This window comes from Paenibacillus sp. LX16, from assembly GCF_036252815.1.
GTDB classification, from domain to species: Bacteria; Bacillota; Bacilli; order Paenibacillales; family Paenibacillaceae; genus Paenibacillus; species Paenibacillus polymyxa_B.
On sequence record NZ_CP141152.1, the window covers coordinates 4,996,206 to 5,015,730 of the forward strand.

Below are 19,525 nucleotides of genomic sequence, written 5' to 3' on the forward strand. Positions count from 1 at the left end.
AATTGTAGAGAAAAGGAGTAATGATGAATGTTAAACATATTAATGGTTAACTTTCCGGCAGAAGGACATGTGAACCCTACGATCGGGATGACGCAAGCCTTTGCAGCACGAGGGGACCAAGTACATTACATTACAACTGAGAAATACAAGGACAGACTCGAAGCCGTTGGAGCAACGGTTCACCTGCATACCGATCTGATCAGGACTGCTTCTATTGATTCCGGTACTCCGGCTGGGTTGAGTGCATTTATGAATATTCATATTCAGACTTCGATGGACATATTAGCAATCACTAAGCAACTGTCTGAAAGCACTGATTTTGACTTTGTATTCTATGATAGATTCGGAGCTGGCGAGTTAGTTAGAGACTATTTGAAAATCCCTGGTATTGCTTCATCCCCATCTTTTCTGATTTCACAGAATCGGATGGCTACCAATCTCTTTCGCTCTAATGGAAAAGAGCCATTTCAACTTGATGAACAGGCCACGACCTCACTACATCTCATGAAAGAAAGATTCGGTGTTGCTCCCAAAGATATGGTTCAATTTATGAACAATACAGGGGCTCTAAACGTTGTATACACCAGCCGATATTTCCAACCAGACGCTGACAGCTTTGGTGAAGAGAATCTCTTTATTGGTCCCAGCTTCCCTGAGCGCAAAGGGGAACATTCTTTTCCTTTGGATGCACTACAAGATAAAAAAGTTCTGTATATTTCGATGGGAACGGTTTTGGATCATGTTGAGGACTTTTTCAACACCTGTATTGAAGCTTTTTCCGATTTTGAAGGTATCGTCGTGATTGCAGCTGGCGAGAAAGCTGACTTTACGAAAATCAACCCAGCCCCAGAGCACTTTATCATCTCGCCCTATGTTCCCCAATTGGAGGTACTACGTCATTCAGATGTATTTATTACTCATGGTGGAATGAACAGTGTGAATGAAGGAATTCACTTTAATGTACCCTTGGTCGTACTGCCTCAGGACAAGGATCAACCCATGGTCGCGCAGCGGTTAACAGAACTTCAGGCTGGCTATCGAATAACCAAAGACCAAATCAATGTACAATCGTTAAGAGATGCCGTACATGAGGTAATGTCGAACGCGGCGTATAAAGAGGGCGTACAAAAAATAAATGATAGCTTCCAGCAATCTGGCGGTACAGAAGAAGCCCTCGCAAAAATTGATGCCTATCTTCAAAGATGCCTATCTTCAAAATAAGCTTGTGTAAATCACACGATCACAATCCTACAAAAAATAGGAACCCGACCATCAATGGTCGGGTTCCTGTTTGTCATGCATTTCTATGTGGATATATCCCACTTCTGAAACGAAGCAATCGTACACTTTCCGCTCGCAAACGCTCGAATGCCCGTAGATTCCACTCCCGGATACACTCTTCCTGTGAGGACGTATTCACCGTCGCCGATGAATATTTCCACCGAGCTTTTATCGACAAAAACCCGAAGCTCCAGGCGGCCCTCGTGTAAGCCCAAAGGCACTCTTCTCTCTCCACCCGGGCCTATACCGGCACGTTCTCGGTTGAAACGGAACAGACCGTCATCGGGACGGTACGACAGTACAGTCTCCTCTTCGCTACCCACCCGCAGTTTCAAACCGAATTCATCGGTGTTACTAGACTCAAACTCAAATACGACCTTCAGTTCGTAGCTATCTCCGCGCGTGTCCATAATCTGCTCACCTGTCAGTAAGATATCCCGCTGCTCGAACAGATTGCATCGGTAATTCTTTACCTCTTCAAGCGGACGGAACAGCAGCCTGGCGCCGTCGATAACCGCTTCCCGCGCAAGACTCATCGCACCAGCCCAATGGTGCCCCTCCTGGGTCGGCATCTCCGACTCCCACATATCCATCCATCCGATGACGATACGCCGCCCTTTATCATCCAAGGTTGACTGTGGGGCATAGAAATCGAATCCGTGATCCACCTGAGCATACCGCTCTGCCGTAAATGTTCCGGCAGCGGAATTGAAATCACCTATACCGTACATGGTTGAATGCAGATTGCGGTAAGCCTCCCCCTGCGCAGGCATGCGTTGCGGGGACAGCATAAATACGTGCCGACCACCGAGCGGGAACAGATCCGGGCACTCCCAATTATCGCCGAAGCGTCCGTCACTCACGGCTAGTACATTGACATACGTCCAGCTTTTCAGGTCATCAGAACGGTAAAGCAGTACAAGTCCGTTCCCTTTGGCATCATTAGAACCGAGAACGGCGTAATATTGATCTTCGTGCCTAAACACCTTAGGGTCACGGAAGTCTTTACGGCTGATCGTGTCTGGTATGGCGTCATAACCGATGACCGGGTTGCCTTCCCACTTTTCGAACGTTATTCCGTCTTCTGATACTGCAATTCCCTGCGACTGCTTGTAATCCTGATCTTTGTCAGGCCCGGTTACAACATGTCCGGTATACATCAGGACAAGCTTTCCGTCCTGCTCAATCGCACTGCCGGAGAAGCAGCCATCTTGGTCGAACTCACCGTCCGGTGCCAAAGCGATCGGCAGATAATCCCACTTCATAAGATCGCGGCTGACTGCATGTCCCCAGTGCATCGGTCCCCATACTGATTTATACGGGTAATGTTGATAGAACAAGTGATACTGCCCGTTATATTGAATGAAGCCGTTCGGATCATTCATCCAGCCCAATTCAGCCATTAAATGGTAGTGCAGCCGATAATCTGGCCGAAGCATATGCTTCGATTGGGAAATAAATTGATCTGCACGCTCTCTCGTATACGTTTTAGTCTGTTTGATAAAGCATCCTCCCCCTGCAGTTATTTAATCGAGCCTTGCATAACACCCTGAATAATATACTTCTGGGCGAACAGATAGATGATAATGATCGGAAATATCGTCAGTACCAAACTTGCCATCAATGGACCATAATCCACTGTATAGGTTCCATAAAAGTTGTACGTGGACAATGGAAGTGTCCTTTGCTCCGGATCGACCAGAATGAGGGAAGGCAGCAGAAAATCATTCCAGATCCACAGCACATTGAGAATGGAAATGGTGGCAGTCGTGGGCATCAGTACCGGAAACACGATCCGGAAGAATGTCTGAAACCGCGTGCAGCCGTCAATTAGCGCCGCTTCCTCCAGTTCCTTTGGAATACTCTTTACAAAACCATGATAAATGAAGACGGCCAGCGAGCTGCCAAAACCGATATACATGTAAATCAGCGACCACTTACTGTTCAGCAGATCAAGTGACCCGTAGATTTTCACCAATGGGATCATGATAGCCTGGAATGGAATGATCATGGATGCAACCATCAGCATAAATGTATATTGGTTGAACTTGGTGTTGTTTCTGACAAAATAATGAGCCGTCATCGCCGCGAACAGTGAGATAAACAGAACACTTAACACCGTTATGACCAATGAGTTGGTGAAGGCAGCGATGTAATTCATTTTATCAAATGCATTCATATAATTGTCCATACTGAAGCTCTCTGGAAGCGATAACGGATTTGAGGTGATGGCCATGTTTTCCTTGAACGAATTGATTAGCAGAAAGACGAACGGTACGATGAACAATATGAGTATGACTGTTAGCACAATGAATTTGATCACGGAGGAAGCAATTCTTTTTCTTGTCATTACGCCTCCACCTCCAACTTCTTGCTAAAATAAACCTGAAGCAGAGTGATGAGAGCAACCATCAGGAACAACACGAATGCTTCTGCCTGCCCCACACCATAATCACGGGAGAGGAATGCCTTTTCATACACATGCATCGACACCATTTGAGTACTGCTGAACGGCCCACCTTTCGTGAGCGCAAGGTTCACGTCATAGACCATAAATCCGCGCTGCAGGGACAAGAATATACATACGATGAAAGAAGGAACCATCAAGGGCAGCACCATTTTCCGCAGTCTGGTCCAGCTGTTTGCCCCATCAATGCTTGCGGCCTCCATAATATCATTCGGCACACCCGTCAATCCCGCGATGTAAATGACCATCATATAACCCGCGTTCTGCCACACAGTTACAATCACGAGTGCCCAGAACGCTTTGTCGGGATCAGCCAGCCAAGTCGTGCTGAGCGACTGTATGCTGGCATGTTGTCCCAAATAGACAAGCACGTTGTTGAATATAAACTGCCATATAAAACCGAGTACAATGCCGCCGACAAGGTTGGGCAGGAAAAATCCCGCCCGGAAAATACTCTGTCCTTTTAACCCTTTTGTCAGCACATAAGCCAGCATAAAAGCGATCACATTGATAAGAACAACAGTATAAAACACATACTTGAGCGTCAAGCTGAACGATTTCCAAAACTCAATATCTCTAAAAACAGCTAGATAGTTTTGGACGCCAACCAGCGATAGTGTGGTGGAAATACCATCCCAGTTTGTGAACGTCAGATAGATGCCATACAAAAATGGAATAATCATTACCGTTATGAAGGCAAACAAGGTTGGGCCGGTAAACAGTAGCCGCGTCCGCAGCCGGTTCCATACTCCTTTTTCCGTAATCATGATGATCCCTCCCTTTGTTCCGGGTTTCTCTCTCTATTCCAGGTAATTTGAAAACAACCTTATTTAACCGTTTTCCAGTAGTTTTCGATTTCTTTAACCAGTGTCGCACGATCTCCCTGTTTCGCCAGATACTTTTGCATGGAAGATCCTGTCTTGGACCAGTGGTCGGCAGGCAGCATGCTCATCGACTGCTCTGACTTGCCTTTTGCAATATAATCCTGGATGGACTTGCCAAGCGGGTCGGCCGCAGGCAGTGTAATATTTTTGAACGCCGGGATAATGTTCGCTTGGTTCACGAGGAAATCCTGGCCTTTCTCATCATATACGATCCAGTTCAGGAACTTCTTCGCTGCCTCTTGCTGTTCTGGAGTAGTCTTCTCCTTGTCAATAACAATGCGCTTGGATACAGCGGACGAAATCTCCTGATTGCCGTAGTCATCGGCATTGTTACTGATGGGTACAGGCAAGAAACCATATTCTTTATTAGCAGTATCAAAACTGTTGATTTGCGGCCATGCCCAATTGCCCATGAACCAAATGCCAACTTCACCTTTGCCGAGCAGCTCCGGTCCGCGTTCATAAGCTCCTGCTAGCGGAGAAGCCTGATCGATGTTATATTTCATCATGAGGTCGAATGTATCCATAAGTCCGTTAAATACAGGATTATTAGCCAAGCTAGCCTGGCCCGCTTTTAGTGACGCCATGAATTTGTCCACTTCAGCCATGTCTTTGTTCTGGCCTGCATAAGCAAGAGGTAAATAATGAGCGCCCAGAGACCAGTCCATTGGTGAAATCACCAATGCTTTCTTACCAGATGCCTCGATTTGCTGAAACAGTTTTTCAAGGTCATTTCGGGTTTTAATTGTGGTGGGATCAAAGCTTCCGCCTACCGCTTTATCTACAACGGCTTTGTTGTAAATGAATCCGTAGCCTTCAACAGCCAGTGGAAACGCGTAATTTTTACCATCAAATGTCGTAGCAGTGGTAGCATTTTCAACAGTGTCCGCATTCCACTTTTCCCCGCTTAGATCGAGGATACGGTCCTTGAATTTCTCAACATCACCTGTATCTAGCATGGTCATGGTCGGCGGGTTTCCTGATGCATACAATGCAGAGGCACGCTCAAAAGGAGATCCACCAGTCGGAACCGGCTGGATTTCAACAGTAATGTCCGGATTGTCTTTCTGGAACGCCTTCGCGGCTTCTTCAAGCTGTGGAAGGATTTCGCCTTTGGAGTTCAAAAGCGTAATTTTCACATTTTTCGATTCCCCTGATCCCCCTCCAGAAGCCGAATTGCCTTCTCCTCCGGAGCCACCGCATGCAGACACCACCATAACCAAAAGAAGCAGCATTACCATCCATTGAACTCTTTTGAATTTCCTCACTGTTGTCATCCCCTTATTTATATAATGGCTCTGAACACTTAAATAAAACGCTTACAAACGGATTATATGTCAAAGGTTTAACTTGTGTCAATCGTTTGACATGTTGAATTTTTAACATGTACTAAAAAAAATCTGTTCCCCTTGTTAGAGGAACAGATTAGCATTTAGGTCGTTGCACGCTCAATTAGTTCAACAGGCAGCAGATTGACAGGTTGTACCTGCTCCCCTTCCGCCTGCCTGCGGATCAGCTCGACCGCTAGTCTGCCGATGTCTGCAATCGGCTGTCTTACCGATGTAAGTTCCGGCGTCAGCCAGGAAGCAACACTTACATCATCGAAGCCTACAATGCGCACATTCTCTGGCACATGCCTTCCAGCGCGAATATATTCTTTCAGCGCAAAAGCAGCAATAATATCACTTGTTGCGAACACTCCATCCACATCCGGATGTTCATGAACGAGTTTTGAAATGATTCGCTCGTACTCCTTCTGGTCGAACACATTCAAGTCTGTTTGAACGATCACATGCTGGACACCATCCCTGCCCACGACATCCCTGAAGGCTTTGGTTCGCTCATTGGACAGCATATTCAGCTCCATATTTCCGCATATATGCGCAATTTTCTGGCAGCCTTTGCGAATGAGCAGCTCCGTAGCCAGCTCGCCTCCGCGATAATTATCCGAGGATATGTAAGGAATATACGGGTCAATCTGTCTATCAAATGTCACGATCGGTGAATTCAAATGTCGGTACTCTTCTACTTCTAATGTATGGCTACCCATAATGATGCCATCCACCCGGTTCCGCTTCAGCATATCGATATACACTTTTTCCTTCACGGGATCCATATGGGAATTGCACAGCAGGACCTTGCAGTTTTGCTGATAGGCATAGAACTCGACCTGATTGGCAAGCTCACTGAAGAAAGGATGCGAGACATCGGGAATAATCAGGCCAATAATATTAGACTGCTTGCGCAATAGGGATCGTGCTATTTCATTCGGTTGATAATTAAGTTCCTCCATTGCGTCGAACACTTTTTTGCGTGTAGTTTCGCTGATATATCCCCGGTTGTTCATTACACGGGATACTGTTGTGACCGACACGCCCGCTTTTAATGCTACATCATGAATTGTCGCCATATTAACCTCTTCCCGCACAAAATAAATACATACAAACTATACCCTCTCCTCATCATTTCAACAACCTTACATAATGGGGGGCCTCAAAATGGCCGTAAATGTTAGGTGACTGAACTTTGCGAATCCCAAATTAGAGGTTAAAATTGCTCTAAACCATAAAGATAGCAAGCCCCTCTTAAAAAGGTCTTGCTATCTTTTCTTTAACCACCCTTCTTTGATTCAACTTCCATAGCACTACTAGTTGTTCCGCTAAAAGATGATACTTGTGGCGCACAAGTCAGTTACTAGTACTTTCTATAAAATAATAATACGACAGCCTATCCAATTGGATAGGCTGTCGGTAGCTGAAAGTATTAACATCATTCTGATTGTGCGTCAGTCGGTGCATTAATGTATGTATCTGTAAGCACATCAGTCGGTGCATCCGCAGGCACATCATCCGTTGCTGATTCACTGTTCTAGAGTAGTGCTCTCGGATAGGCCTGTGCACGCTCATAGTACCAGCCAAACAAGAAGCGGGCCATCGCCTGACGTCGGGTATCGCCATCCCACTTTAACCCGGCTGTTGGGTCCGCAAATGAACTCCTTGCTCCAGATTCCAGCAGAAAGCCATTCATGTGTGCGGTCATGCTGACATTACCAGCTGCTGTAAAAATGGACTTCGTGTTTTTCCCAAATCCATCACTAGAGCCGTTAAACAAATTCCAGTACTCTGAATCGCCGGGCTGCGTTTTGAACCAGGTAAATTCTGTAATATTTATTGGATAGGCTTGAGCTGCCGCCTTAATGTTGGAATCCCATTGCGATTGCAGCTTGTCCTTGTTATCATAAGCTCCGTAGCCCGGATACCAGTGGACAGCATAGCCGTAGTTGTTCAAGGGGTCTGTCAGCGGGTGTTTTGCCACCGGGCTGTAAAATTGGTTGTATCCAAGTCCTGCAGCCCAGATGACATTATCCGCTCCTTTACTTCGAATCGTGGAAATGATAGAGTTCTGGAATCTTCTCAGATCATTCCAATGGTCAAGAAAATCATTCTCGCCGGGATAGCCTCCCCAATGCCCATTCGCATACGACTTAATTGGCTCGTTGATCAGTTCAAACATGACGTTATCCGCGCTATTGATAGCCGGCTGTGAGGCAAGATATCCCCAGATTTGATTAAATTTGTCCAAATTGGATTGTGTTGTAGCCTGGTCGTTAGCCAAAGTGAAATCAAGACCAAGGGTAACATAAACGCCCTTTGTTTTCGCATAATTGATGTATGGAATAATCACATTTTGTGTAACTGCCTGTAAACCGGCGAAGTTGTATGACCCTGCGGCCACATCTCCCATATCCTGGCGGTCAATAAACAATCGGACCTGATTCATATACCAGCCGTGGTTGCTTCCATACTTCGGTCTGGTGTCTGTAAAGGTGTCGGTGATATCCTTCAAATAAGCCAAAATTGCTGCATGACGATTGTTACCATTCAAATTGAGATAATAATTACTGTTTTGATAGGTCCAGTATGCCCCCGACGGCTGATGCCAGCCACTCAAAACAACAGGTTTTCCGCTGCTGTTCACCAATTGATTGCCCCTGACATGGAGCTCTCCCATGGGCATACCTGACCATGCATCTATATGTTGGTCAAAGACCGGTTTTAAAGGCAATATGAATACAAGTATCAGAACTATTTTACATACCATACCTAATTTTTTCAAAGAAAGGCCTCCTCCTCAAAAATTTAATTGACTATTATGCCAAAAGAATAAAATGGTATAAACATGTAGTGGCTCCGCTTCCTGAGTCTATCCTATTGCAAAATCATCACCTCCCTTAATGGAAAATTATAACGTTTATTTGAATTTATTGCATCTAATTGTATAACTTACATTTCCAAACCACAACTTGATAAAATTTAGTTTTTTTGAAATTATGTTTCAAGCGTTAAGTTTGCTATAGTCTACGCCTCAATTTCAAGCTACAATGAAGATGCCAAATATGGAAGCGTTTTATATTTTTCGGTAAGCCGGTCAATACTTGAAATAATGTATCATTGCCAGCCGTTTCTTCCATGTTTGGTCAATCTTTTATGGAGGTGTAAAATGAAGAAGAAATCTTGGTTCACTTTAATGGTCACGGGTATTGTCTCTCTGTTTTTTTCGGTAAGCGTTTATGCGGGGAATGTTTTTTGGGAACCACTTAATGGTTTCAATTCTGGTGCATGGCAAAAAGCGGATGGATATTCCAATGGGAACATGTTTAATTGCACTTGGCGTGCCAATAATGTCAATTTTACGAACGATGGCAAAATGAAGCTTAGCTTAACAAGTTCTGCGTACAATAAATTTGACTGCGGAGAGTATCGATCGACGAACACTTACAGATACGGCTTATACGAGGTCAGCATGAAGCCTGCTAAAAATACAGGGATCGTATCTTCCTTTTTTACGTATACGGGACCTACTGATGGCACGCAATGGGATGAAATAGATATTGAATTTTTAGGCAAAGACACGACAAAAGTACAATTCAACTATTATACAAACGGGGTCGGTGGTCACGAGAAGATTATCGATCTGGGTTTTGATGCATCAAGAGGCTTCCACACCTATGCTTTCGATTGGCAGCCAGGGTACATTAAGTGGTATGTTGACGGGGTTCTAAAGCATACGGCAACCACGAACATACCAAGCACGCCAGGCAAGATTATGATGAATTTATGGAATGGCACTGGCGTTGACGACTGGCTAGGTTCGTATAATGGAGCGAATCCGCTATACGCCGAATATGATTGGGTAAAATACACGAGCAATTAACCCGTAGTACAAAAGCAGCCCTGTAGTGGCTGTTTTTTTTGGATAATGTACTGATTCAGCCATGTTCCGGCCATGAAGAAAATCGCTGTAAATCTATTCAAAGCTGGCGATCACCGATGCGCAGCTTGAATATAATCAGGTATTTAATAAATCCCCTGTATAATCCAGAAACAATTGATATTCCACTTTTATTTCTCATGGTATGCATATCGGGTAGCACCTATTTTGTATCAAATGAAAGTATTCTTTGCTCATAGGCAGGCTGGTTTTTTAACTGTTCAAAGTCTGCATAGAGCAATCCAGATTGAGGAATTGTTGAAGTACATCGTTACGCACCGTAGCAGTAAATTCACGTATATCTGATTTTGCAAGTTCCATTATAGCTCCGTCCAATTTTTTGCTCTCCCGTCCTCAGCACAATTGTGTTTCGCTTACCTATTTACAAATATTATAAAATAATATTCCTAACTTTAATAAAAACCCGATGATACTTGCTCATCGGGTTTTACTTATAACTACATTTATTGGCAATGAGATTTATTTATATTCACAAAGCAATAAAATATCCGAGTATCAATAAATTGAATACGATTCAGTCAAGAATATATTCAACTCTTCATGCGTAGTTAGAGCTTTCACACTGAATTTCGTATTTTACCCGAGATGGGGGGCGCTGAAGCTTAATCATGGAGCTTGCAACTGGAGCACTTGCGTAGGAAGTCCTGTTCAACTTTAAATAGCATGGTACGATGGAGAGTCTTAGCGAAAGAATCTCCATTTCAAGTTATTACTTAGTTATACAAATTCTTTAGATTTTCTTTAGAAATATACTCATTAATTCCTTAGTTTTTTTTATTATGCTTTCTGAAAGAAAAAGAGAGAAGTTCAAAATGGTCAGTAATAACTTAATAAATCTAATTAACCACTATGCCTATCTATTTTTATTTTGCCCGCTCTCTGAGTTCTTTTAGAATACAATCCCATATATAACTAAGCTAGTATCCTCGTATCTGGCCACAGTAAAAATGAAGCGTACGTAGCCACATTAATTGAATATAACCAAGTAGTTTGCTTGCTAGGCGGATATGGAAGCTATACATAACCTGCTAGTTTATTTTGCTGACGCTATTTGTCCTAGCAACGCGTTTTGAATGAAAATGCTAACGGTTTACTGCTGGGTTCCTCCCCAAGAGCACTGATGGCTCGGGTCACGGATGAAGATCTCCTTCATTTACTGGATCTAATTAACCACCGACCCCGAAAATGTCTGGATTGGAGGACCGCTCACAATCTTTCACAGAAGTCCTGTCGCACTTGGTTTGACAATCCGTCTTGTATTAAAAATATTGATATTATTTTGTCCGAAGGTGGAGTCGACGACACAATGAGAGAATTGCTTCGAAAGCTTAAAATTTTACAGCTATTTATGGCTTTGTACCGTGCTAAAATTATTAGGATACTGATTCCTGTAGCTATTTTAGTCATTATCTATGTATATGGAAGACACGAGATTCAGAATATTAACTTAGCTAAAATTATTCATGAATTACGCATGATGCCCGTTCATGTCGTTATTCAATTGCTCATTGCTTCTTTTATAGCAGTATCTGTAATGAGTACTTATGATTATTTAATGCAAAAACAATTTCAGCTTGATATCAATTGGAAAACGACTTATCGATATGCATGGATAGCCAATACATTTAATAATATGATTGGGTTCGCTGGTCTTACCGGTTTAGGACTACGTACATTATTGTATAAGAGAAGTGGCATTCCCATGAAAACAATGGGAGCTGCTGTACTTTTTTTATCGCCTATCGTATTAGTAGGGCTATCTTTACTTGGTTGTCTTGTACTGGTCGGTGTTTTCCCTGTAGAACCTATTTTTGAACAACTTCCTTGGCTTCGTATCAGTGTATGGGGAGTTTCATTGTACTTACCGTTCTTCCTATTAATGCAACGATCTTCCCTGTTCGCCAAATGGTTTAATAAGGGCGATGGCAAGTTACCTTGGAAAGTAGTTATCGCTTCTCTAGGTTCTTCTGTTCTAGAGTGGGCTTGTGCAGGGGCCTTATTTTGGTTATTCACTTTTTATGATCTGAATCATTTACCGTTTGCCCCGGTATTCGGTGTGTATATTGTAGCAGCAATTGCAGGGATTATTAGTATGGCGCCAGGTGGTATTGGAGCATTTGATCTGATCGTGTTGCTTGGACTTCAGACATTAGGTGTTGATTCATCACGTGCACTAACGATTTTGTTATTATTCCGCATTTTTTACTTTGTAGTTCCTTGGTTGATCGGTCTTGTGCTAGCTACGTTTGAGATGAGTCCGAACAGTAAACAAATGCGTGAAATGATTACAACTAGTCTGGACGCTTCACGTAACACATGGGTCAAATTTTGGGGCTGGCCTTCTCATTTCAGCTTACTTAGCGATCTAGGAGCATGGGCGCTTGGAAAGTTAGTATTCACCAGTGGTATCATATTACTACTTTCTGCGGCTACCCCAGGCCTAATTGCTCGCCTACGTTTTATGGAACATGTGTTATCTTTACCTATTATGCGTTTTTCAGAACAGCTATCTGTGACTATCGGTATTATGCTTATTGTCGTATCACGTGGTATTTCAATGCGTACTCGTCGAGCTTACATATGGACAGGAGCATTGTTGTTAGCAGGTGCTATTTTCACATTTGCCAAAGGGTTCGATTACGAGGAAGCTATTATTTTGCTTATTGTTGCATTGGTACTGTGGATATCTCGTGCTCGATTTAACAGCGAATGTGCTATTATTTCTTCACGTAGTATCTGGATTTGGGCGTCCCTTGCTTGTATTTCATCGTTATCGTGTTACATTATTGGTACACATATTCATCCAGCTATTTTGCGACATCTACCAATGCGTGCTCAACAATGGTTTTTGAACCCGCATGAATATGCGGTGACGATTCTTGTTGGATTAATCGGTGCTTTAATTTTAATGGCATCTATATTCACATTACGTCCGCATCGCTACATAGGAACGCGTCCAGATGAAGCGGGTATAGAGAAATTGACTCAATTTCTTGCCGAAGAAGACGGTAATCTTTTGACTCATCTTCTCTATCTAGGAGACAAAAATTTTTACTGGGCGCAAAATGATCAAATTTTGATTCCCTATTCTCGAGTGCGCCACAAATTAATTGTACTTGGCGACCCAGTTGGCAATAAAAATCTTGTCGGTGCTGCGATTCAAGAATTTCAGAGATATGCAGATCAGTATGCATTAACCGTTGTTTTTTATCAAGCAACACCTGAATATCTATCGATCTATCATGAGAATGGTTACAAATTCTTCAAACTAGGCGAAGAAGCTTTGGTTCCTCTAACTACATTCACATTAAGTGGGAAAAGTAAGCAGAACTTGCGAACTGCTAAAAATAAATCAAGTCGTGAAGGCCAAATATTTGAAGTGCTTGCCCCACCCTATCATTCAGAATTACTGTCTGAATTACGCCAGATTTCGGATGAGTGGCTAGGCGATCGTAAAGAAAAAGCTTATTCTTTAGGCTGGTTTAACGAAGCGTATATTCAGCGCTCTCCCTTAACATTGCTTCGGAATGCTGAAGGTCACATTTTGGCTTTTGCAACATTAGCTCCAGCTTATGACCAAAATAAAGTGATCTCAATTGATCTGATGCGTTATTTGAATGATACACCGAATGGCACGATGGATGTGCTATTTATACGTATAATTGAATGGGCAAAAGAACAAGGTTATTCTTATTTCAATTTGGGTATTTCTCCGCTCTCCAGTGTGGGTGAAAATCTTAATGCACATCGTGAAGAAAAATTAGCTCGTCTGGTGTTCCGATATGGTGGACACTGGTATGGATTTGAGGGATTGCGCCGTTACAAGGAAAAATTCTCTCCTGAATGGCAAGCAAGATATTTAGCTTATCCGGCAGGTATGGCACTTCCAATGCTTACGCTGGATCTTGTCCGACTGGTATCTCGTCGTCCAGACAAATAGAACTTCTTTAACCTTCAGAATAAATTCTTTGGATAGGCTACAGTTACGTGGACTGAAAAAATGAGGGCAGTAGAATGAAAGCAATAACCAAGTAGACTTTGTTATTTTTCACGGTTAGATATTGGGAAGACTAAGGTGGTCACTTGACCACCTTTTTAATGTTTTGACTCAACTATTCTACCTGCACTCTTCTAGACATAAAAAATGTGGTTTATTGTATTAGATAACAGATAAACTAGATGAATTGGTTGGATCAGTAAAAAGGAATTTAAGGATCAGAGCTTGAAAAGAAGCTTTTTCAGCAAAAAGAATACTGTCAGTCCTACTGCTTATTAGATTCTTCCCAATCAGTTCATGAAATATATCTTAATTTAATATGTTTAGAAGCTCTGTACAGCGACGACTTCACGGCAGCTTCGCTCTTGTTTAAAATTTCAGCTGTTTCTTTTATGAAGTATCCTTGGACTAGGCGCAATTCGAGTACAGTCCTTTGCTCGTCATTACTTATCATCAAAAGAATTTGCTCGACTTCCTCTTGAATTTCAAAATCGATGGTATCCCAGTGACAATAAATAAGTTCCCTATGTGAAAAGTATCCTGCCATCTTTTTTCTTTTTCTTAATACATCTATAGCAAGATTTTTGGCAATTCTCAAAAAATAAAATTTAATACGATCTTTTGGCATTACTTTTCCTTCCTGTTTCGATTGCTTTTCAACAAATACTGCACACTCAACACTACCTATTTACGTTTCATGAACACTTTTCAATAAAGTTATTCGTATCTCAATGCATCTATCGGCTTCAATCTCGCTGCTTTATAAGCTGGGTATACCCCAAATAAGATACCTATACCTGCAGAGCTAAGAAGCGAATATATGATAGGCGAGGCCGTGAATTCAATGGTCATACGAGTTGTTGCTTCAACCCTCCTGTCTCCATACCGAAGGACTCGCCGAAATTGCACGTGTCACAAGCGTATCCAAATTCGTGCTATCCATTTTTCGGTAAACAGGTCGATCCACCAGTTCATAGACCGTACCTTTCGGTTGCCCCATTTGGGTATTTAGTGAATCCATCACTTTTTGCAACGCAGCTTTTGCAATCTCTATATTTTTTTGTGCTTCTATACGAGTCTGAATAATGGTGCTTTGATCAACTGGGGGAATTTTTCCACGGTTGGCCTTCGCCTCAGCAGCCTTTTCTTCCAATAACGCAAGCGAAAGTGCATCCTCACTACTCTTTACTTTGTTATCAGCCAGAAGTACCTCATAATAGTTCTTCATTGTAGTGTAGTCTGTCTGATCTTGGGCAAGCTCGATTTGCTTTTTGGATTCCAGATAAGAAACCGTCGATGAGGCATACCCCTTCCATGCTGAACTACTGGCCGCATCCTCTTCTCCATTACCTGTACCTGCGGGAATGAAGTCCAGATTCTTACCTGCATTTTTCAAGTTAATCCGATTGCGATCTATCGTTTGCTGGGCCTCCTTCAAGCTAAAGCTATTGGATCGCGCCCTTTGCTGGGCTTGACTCAATGTTAGTTTCACACTTGCATTGGAAGCCAATTGCTGCCCCTCTGCTTGAACAAAGGACCCTGAAAAAGAACTGGTTGATAAGGCCAACAGCAATAAAATGAACATACGTTTTTTCATAGAACCCCCTCTTTCTATTTTTAAATAATTGTACAAACACATTTTTATATGAATTATCTATTGTTCTCTTTTGAGCAACTACAAATGAATCATAGTCACGTGCAGATTGCTTTCTGCTTTGGCTAAAAGTATTTCGGGATGAAACGATTTAGCAATTAATCATATGTCGGGGTTTTCTCATAAAATGAATATGAATGAGCGTCTCTCTTTACTCAGCAGAAACATGACGCTCGCCTCCTTTCAGAGGCAGGCGATTTCTGTGTCGCCGTAGGTATGATATGGCTATGCCCGCCGATCGGTACAACAGCTCTCCGGCTAGGATACCGCCAACGACATCCGCTAGTACATGCTGCTTGATCAGCAAAGTGGACGCTATAATGACAATAGACATCGCGGTGACTGCCCAATGAATCGTTCTTCCGAATACCCTTGCTCCACGAAGCATCAGGTAGCTGGTTAGCACATGAATGCTCGGGAAACAGTTAAACGGCTGGTCATGGCTGTACACCAACCAGATCAAACGGTTGATGACGCCTGTCTGGGCTAGATTGTCTGGACGGTGAACAGCTGTTTGGAAAAGGGCATAGACGATATAAGAAAGGATCAGCCCTCCACAGAGCGCAAGTAGCGTCCGGTAATAAGCTGTTCTGTCCTTGAACGCAAGTCCGATAAGTACAGATGCAATGAACGGGTACCAAAGAACATAAGGAATAATAAAGGACGGGACGAATGGCGTTAGGCGATCTAGGTCCGTTACGAGGCTATAGACGTGTTCGGTAGGATGGTTAAGTATACCGTAGAAAATATACAATAACGGAACCACTGTAAGCCATAGAAGAGACAGCCAAGTTGAAAGGAAGGATTGTTTTGTAGGGTGAGTCACGTTATCATCTCCTGATTAGGTTTATCTATAGCAATGAACCCATCATAATGATAAACTCTGAAGAACTTTAAAGGATTTTTCTAAAGAATTTCTTAACATTAGTTGGTAAGGGTTATTCCCTTTCGCATCTTATTTATAGGGAAACTTATCAACAATTTACGTAATAAAAAGCCTTGCCAACTTATTTTTGTTGGCAAGGCTTTTTGGGTTCTTCAATCAGATCAGCTTTCTGATTTTCGTGCACTTCTTGCAGACTTCGAGTCTGAATAGTGTACATATCTTCAGATTTTCTTTAGATATATCCTCGTAAAATCCTTAGATTTTTTCGTTACTATTTTTATATGAAACAAAACGAGGAGATATGGCAATATGTTTCGAATTATTTCTTCCAGTTGTTCGATATATCATCCCTTTATTTGTTGGGTTAAGCAGGGTTAAATTCAGTAAATTTGCCCTGATATCATATTGCAGCGCTTTATTATGGACAGTGACGTTTTTTTCTGTCGGCAGGTATTTGGGGGAAATCATATTTTAGATCTCGATCTTTGATCGAATGAACCCAAAAGGGAGAAATTAAATAATGGAGGAAAAACAGTTGAATATCAGTGAATGTCTACTTTTTTTGCAAGGATTTCTCACAAATCCACAACGAGTAGGAAGTGTTATACCTAGCTCCCGATTTCTAGCAGCTAAAATCGTTGAGTCTGTACCATGGAATGAGGTAAAGGCAGTCGCAGAACTCGGGTCAGGTACAGGTGCTATTACACGTTTCGTGAAGCCACATTTAACCGGATCAACAAGAGTGCTATTGTTCGAAAGGAATAAGAAAATGAGAGATACTCTGAAGACAGAATACCCGGATTTCGCGTGTCATTCAAACGCTTGCCAATTAATCAAAAAATTGAATCAAGATGACATCGGCCAGCTTGACTGTATCATTAGCGGATTGCCATTTTTTAATTTTACGAGTGAAATGCGAGAAACCTTACTTAATCAGATTATTAAGGCATTAAAACCAGAAGGAATTTTTGTCGCTTATCAGTACTCACTTCAAATGAAAAAAAAATTTGCCGAAGACTTAATCATCGAAAAAATCGAGTTCGTGCCCTTCAATTTCCCTCCAGCTTTTGTATATACCTGTCGCAAAAGTGGACGCAATAATCGGTATTAATAAACTTTTCGTAGCAATCATGGGATTTGCCTTAATTATAGAATTTTAGTAGCCGTAATCATAAAAAATAGGAAAGGGGTATCATGTAATGGATACAATACTTGTTGTAGGTGACGATACAGAGATTCGAGATGTCATTCACGTTTATTTGCGCAATGAAGGATACTTTGTCATAGAAGCTGCAAATGGTATGGAAGCGTTAGATTTAATAAGATCAATCTCTTTCGAACTTGTCATCTTAGATATTATGCTGCCACAGATGGATGGCATTAATGCTTGCATTAAAATAAGGGAAATATCGAACACCCCCATTATCCTGCTATCGGCCAAGGAAGAAGATATTGATAAAATTGTAGGTCTTACTCCCGGTGCGGACGATTACATGATAAAACCCTTTAATCCGTTAGAATTACTCGCTCGAGTAAAAGCTCATTTGCAGCGACAATCATTAATAGGAAAAGAAGAATTTAATTCTCTTATATTCTTCAAAGATCTTGTTATCGATAAAACTAAACATTCCGTTACATTGAAAGAAGATAACATTTCACTGACCCCTCTTGAGTTTTCAATTCTAGAGTTGCTTGCAAGCCACCCTGGGCAGGTATTTAGCTTTGATGAGATTTACGAAAGTGTGTGGGAAGATCCTATTGGGCATTCCGATAATACAGTGATGGTCCATATTCGTAATTTACGAGAGAAATTAGAGAAATCCCCTAGAGATCCTCAGTATATTAAAACGGTTTGGGGAGTTGGTTATAAAATTGACTGAAAATGTGCAAAAGCCAAAACGAAAAAAAAGGATGATTCAGGTCAATATTTTAATCAGAATGATGCTAAGTCTTATTATCGCCACAACCATAAATAACATATTCATTTTACTTTTACTGGAAATTGTCTATGGCATGAAATTCGAGTGGCTCCTCAATTTCATTCCGTATATTTTCCCCCCCTTGTTTATGGTTTTCTTTATTATTACTTTCCTCGCTTTGACTCGACGAATCGTAAGAGACTTAATTTCGTTGGAGCAGGGGCTTCAAATTATATCCGAGGGTAATTTAAACTATCGAGTACCTGTCATGCGAAAAGATGAACTCGGGAGGGTTGCGTTTAATATCAACTTGATGGCGGAACGTCTGCAACAGCAGATCGAAAAGGAACGTAAACTAGAAAGCTCCAAGTTGGAGATGATAACAGGTATATCACACGACTTGCGTACGCCACTTACAAGTATTATTGGCTATATAGAACTTTTAAGAACAAATTCATTTCAGAATAAAGATGAATATACGCGATTTGTTCAAAACACTTATAACAAAGCTATTCATTTAAAAAAATTGCTCGATGATTTGTTTGAATATACCCGACTTACTTCGATCGATACCCGCCTGGACCTAAATAAGATCGATGTATTCCAGCTTCTAGATCAATTAATTTTTGAATTTGAACCGATCGCTCAAGAGAACGGTATCAATATTATTAAAGATTTGGGTAACTCTCCTATTATAACTGTTATTGACAGCGAAAAAATTGCCAGAGCAATCGATAATCTACTCATGAATGCCCTTATGTACTCTGTAAAGCCGGGAACCGTTCGTATTTTAATGAGGTTGGATAATAAGCAAATTAGTATTGAGATCGAAAATAAAGGGAACCCCCTCACACAAGAGCAAGAAAATAAACTCTTCAATCGTTTTTATAAAGTAGACCATTCAAGAAGTAGTGAAGGCATTCAAACGGGAGCAGGTCTGGGTCTTTCTATTGCTAGAAACATAATTGAGTTGCATGGAGGAACCTTAACGCTCATTCATATAAATAACATATTTAAATTTACTCTTACTTTGCCTTTCGAAGGAGTTCTGACCAGTTCCATTGGATCAGAAGAAGGTCACTCCAGCAACCTTGATGTATAAGTTAAAAAACTTAAGCCCCCAACAATACTTTGTCCCGGGCTTA

The 19,525-nt window shown here is 41.9% G+C and carries 16 protein-coding genes and 1 pseudogene; 6 read left to right on the plus strand and 11 right to left on the minus strand.

The genetic code is table 11. The features are described from left to right. Window positions 1-27 precede the first annotated feature (27 nt). The gene (locus T3H97_RS22500) at window positions 28-1,221 is read left to right on the plus strand and encodes a macrolide family glycosyltransferase (RefSeq protein ID WP_328800933.1); all 1,194 of its coding nucleotides are present in this window, start codon (window positions 28-30) and stop codon (window positions 1,219-1,221) included. Window positions 1,222-1,304: 83 nt separating this feature from the next. Here T3H97_RS22500 and T3H97_RS22505 read toward each other — a convergent pair whose 3' ends face one another. The 6 genes from T3H97_RS22505 to T3H97_RS22530 form a co-directional block, all read right to left on the minus strand. Continuing rightward, entirely contained in the window at window positions 1,305-2,720 is a 1,416-nt protein-coding gene (locus T3H97_RS22505; RefSeq protein WP_328800934.1) for a glycoside hydrolase family 32 protein, read from the minus strand. An 83-nt stretch (window positions 2,721-2,803) separates the two neighbouring features. Continuing rightward, the gene (locus T3H97_RS22510) at window positions 2,804-3,631 is read right to left on the minus strand and encodes a carbohydrate ABC transporter permease (protein ID WP_272639181.1); all 828 of its coding nucleotides are present in this window, start codon (window positions 3,629-3,631) and stop codon (window positions 2,804-2,806) included. Continuing rightward, on the minus strand, window positions 3,631-4,515 hold the full coding sequence (locus T3H97_RS22515; protein WP_025723175.1) for a carbohydrate ABC transporter permease: 885 nt from the start codon (window positions 4,513-4,515) through the stop codon (window positions 3,631-3,633). Before T3H97_RS22515 ends, T3H97_RS22510 begins: the two co-directional genes overlap by 1 nt. Window positions 4,516-4,574: 59 nt before the next feature. Next, on the minus strand, window positions 4,575-5,900 hold the full coding sequence (locus T3H97_RS22520) for an ABC transporter substrate-binding protein (protein WP_328800935.1): 1,326 nt from the start codon (window positions 5,898-5,900) through the stop codon (window positions 4,575-4,577). A gap of 164 nt (window positions 5,901-6,064) precedes the next feature. Further along, window positions 6,065-7,042 carry a LacI family DNA-binding transcriptional regulator gene (locus T3H97_RS22525; protein ID WP_328800936.1) on the minus strand — a complete coding sequence of 326 codons (978 nt, stop codon included), beginning with the start codon at window positions 7,040-7,042 and terminating at the stop codon, window positions 6,065-6,067. Window positions 7,043-7,500: 458 nt separating this feature from the next. Beyond that, window positions 7,501-8,748: a cellulase family glycosylhydrolase gene (locus T3H97_RS22530; protein WP_328800937.1), complete on the minus strand. Its 1,248-nt coding sequence runs from the start codon at window positions 8,746-8,748 to the stop codon at window positions 7,501-7,503. A gap of 384 nt (window positions 8,749-9,132) precedes the next feature. On the opposite strand from T3H97_RS22530, the gene bglS reads away from it, so the two are divergent. Continuing rightward, window positions 9,133-9,846, plus strand: a complete 714-nt coding sequence (bglS, locus tag T3H97_RS22535; protein ID WP_442955625.1) for a beta-glucanase — start codon at window positions 9,133-9,135, stop codon at window positions 9,844-9,846. A 270-nt stretch (window positions 9,847-10,116) separates the two neighbouring features. On the opposite strand, the gene T3H97_RS22540 is transcribed toward bglS, so the two are convergent. Continuing rightward, window positions 10,117-10,239 (minus strand): hypothetical protein, encoded by a 123-nt coding sequence (locus T3H97_RS22540; protein WP_328800938.1) that lies wholly within the window; start codon window positions 10,237-10,239, stop codon window positions 10,117-10,119. Window positions 10,240-11,230: 991 nt separating this feature from the next. Between T3H97_RS22540 and mprF the strand changes: the two genes are divergently transcribed. Further along, window positions 11,231-13,864: a bifunctional lysylphosphatidylglycerol flippase/synthetase MprF gene (gene mprF, locus T3H97_RS22545; RefSeq protein ID WP_328800939.1), complete on the plus strand. Its 2,634-nt coding sequence runs from the start codon at window positions 11,231-11,233 to the stop codon at window positions 13,862-13,864. A gap of 352 nt (window positions 13,865-14,216) precedes the next feature. On the opposite strand, the gene T3H97_RS22550 is transcribed toward mprF, so the two are convergent. The 4 genes and pseudogenes from T3H97_RS22550 to T3H97_RS22565 all read right to left on the minus strand — a co-directional run bounded on the left by T3H97_RS22550 (window position 14,217) and on the right by T3H97_RS22565 (window position 16,401). Then, window positions 14,217-14,549 carry an RNA polymerase sigma factor gene (locus tag T3H97_RS22550; protein ID WP_328800941.1) on the minus strand — a complete coding sequence of 111 codons (333 nt, stop codon included), beginning with the start codon at window positions 14,547-14,549 and terminating at the stop codon, window positions 14,217-14,219. Between the two features lie 89 nt (window positions 14,550-14,638). Beyond that, window positions 14,639-14,791 (minus strand): annotated as a pseudogene (locus T3H97_RS22555) (ABC transporter permease); the annotation flags it as partial. Continuing rightward, window positions 14,787-15,560, minus strand: a complete 774-nt coding sequence (locus T3H97_RS22560) for a TolC family protein (RefSeq protein ID WP_328800942.1) — start codon at window positions 15,558-15,560, stop codon at window positions 14,787-14,789. The pseudogene T3H97_RS22555 and the gene T3H97_RS22560, both read right to left, overlap by 5 nt. Before the next feature lie 166 nt (window positions 15,561-15,726). Then, a complete protein-coding gene (locus T3H97_RS22565; RefSeq protein WP_328800943.1) occupies window positions 15,727-16,401 on the minus strand; it encodes a phosphatase PAP2 family protein in 675 nt (224 codons plus the stop codon). A 580-nt stretch (window positions 16,402-16,981) separates the two neighbouring features. Between T3H97_RS22565 and T3H97_RS22570 the strand changes: the two genes are divergently transcribed. From T3H97_RS22570 to T3H97_RS22580, 3 genes are all read left to right on the plus strand, one after another. Beyond that, window positions 16,982-17,572 carry a class I SAM-dependent methyltransferase gene (locus tag T3H97_RS22570; RefSeq protein ID WP_328800944.1) on the plus strand — a complete coding sequence of 197 codons (591 nt, stop codon included), beginning with the start codon at window positions 16,982-16,984 and terminating at the stop codon, window positions 17,570-17,572. An 88-nt stretch (window positions 17,573-17,660) separates the two neighbouring features. Further along, window positions 17,661-18,341 (plus strand): response regulator transcription factor, encoded by a 681-nt coding sequence (locus T3H97_RS22575; protein WP_328800945.1) that lies wholly within the window; start codon window positions 17,661-17,663, stop codon window positions 18,339-18,341. Beyond that, complete coding sequence (locus T3H97_RS22580; RefSeq protein WP_328800946.1) at window positions 18,334-19,482, plus strand: sensor histidine kinase; 1,149 nt, start codon at window positions 18,334-18,336, stop codon at window positions 19,480-19,482. Before T3H97_RS22575 ends, T3H97_RS22580 begins: the two co-directional genes overlap by 8 nt. Window positions 19,483-19,525 lie beyond the last annotated feature (43 nt).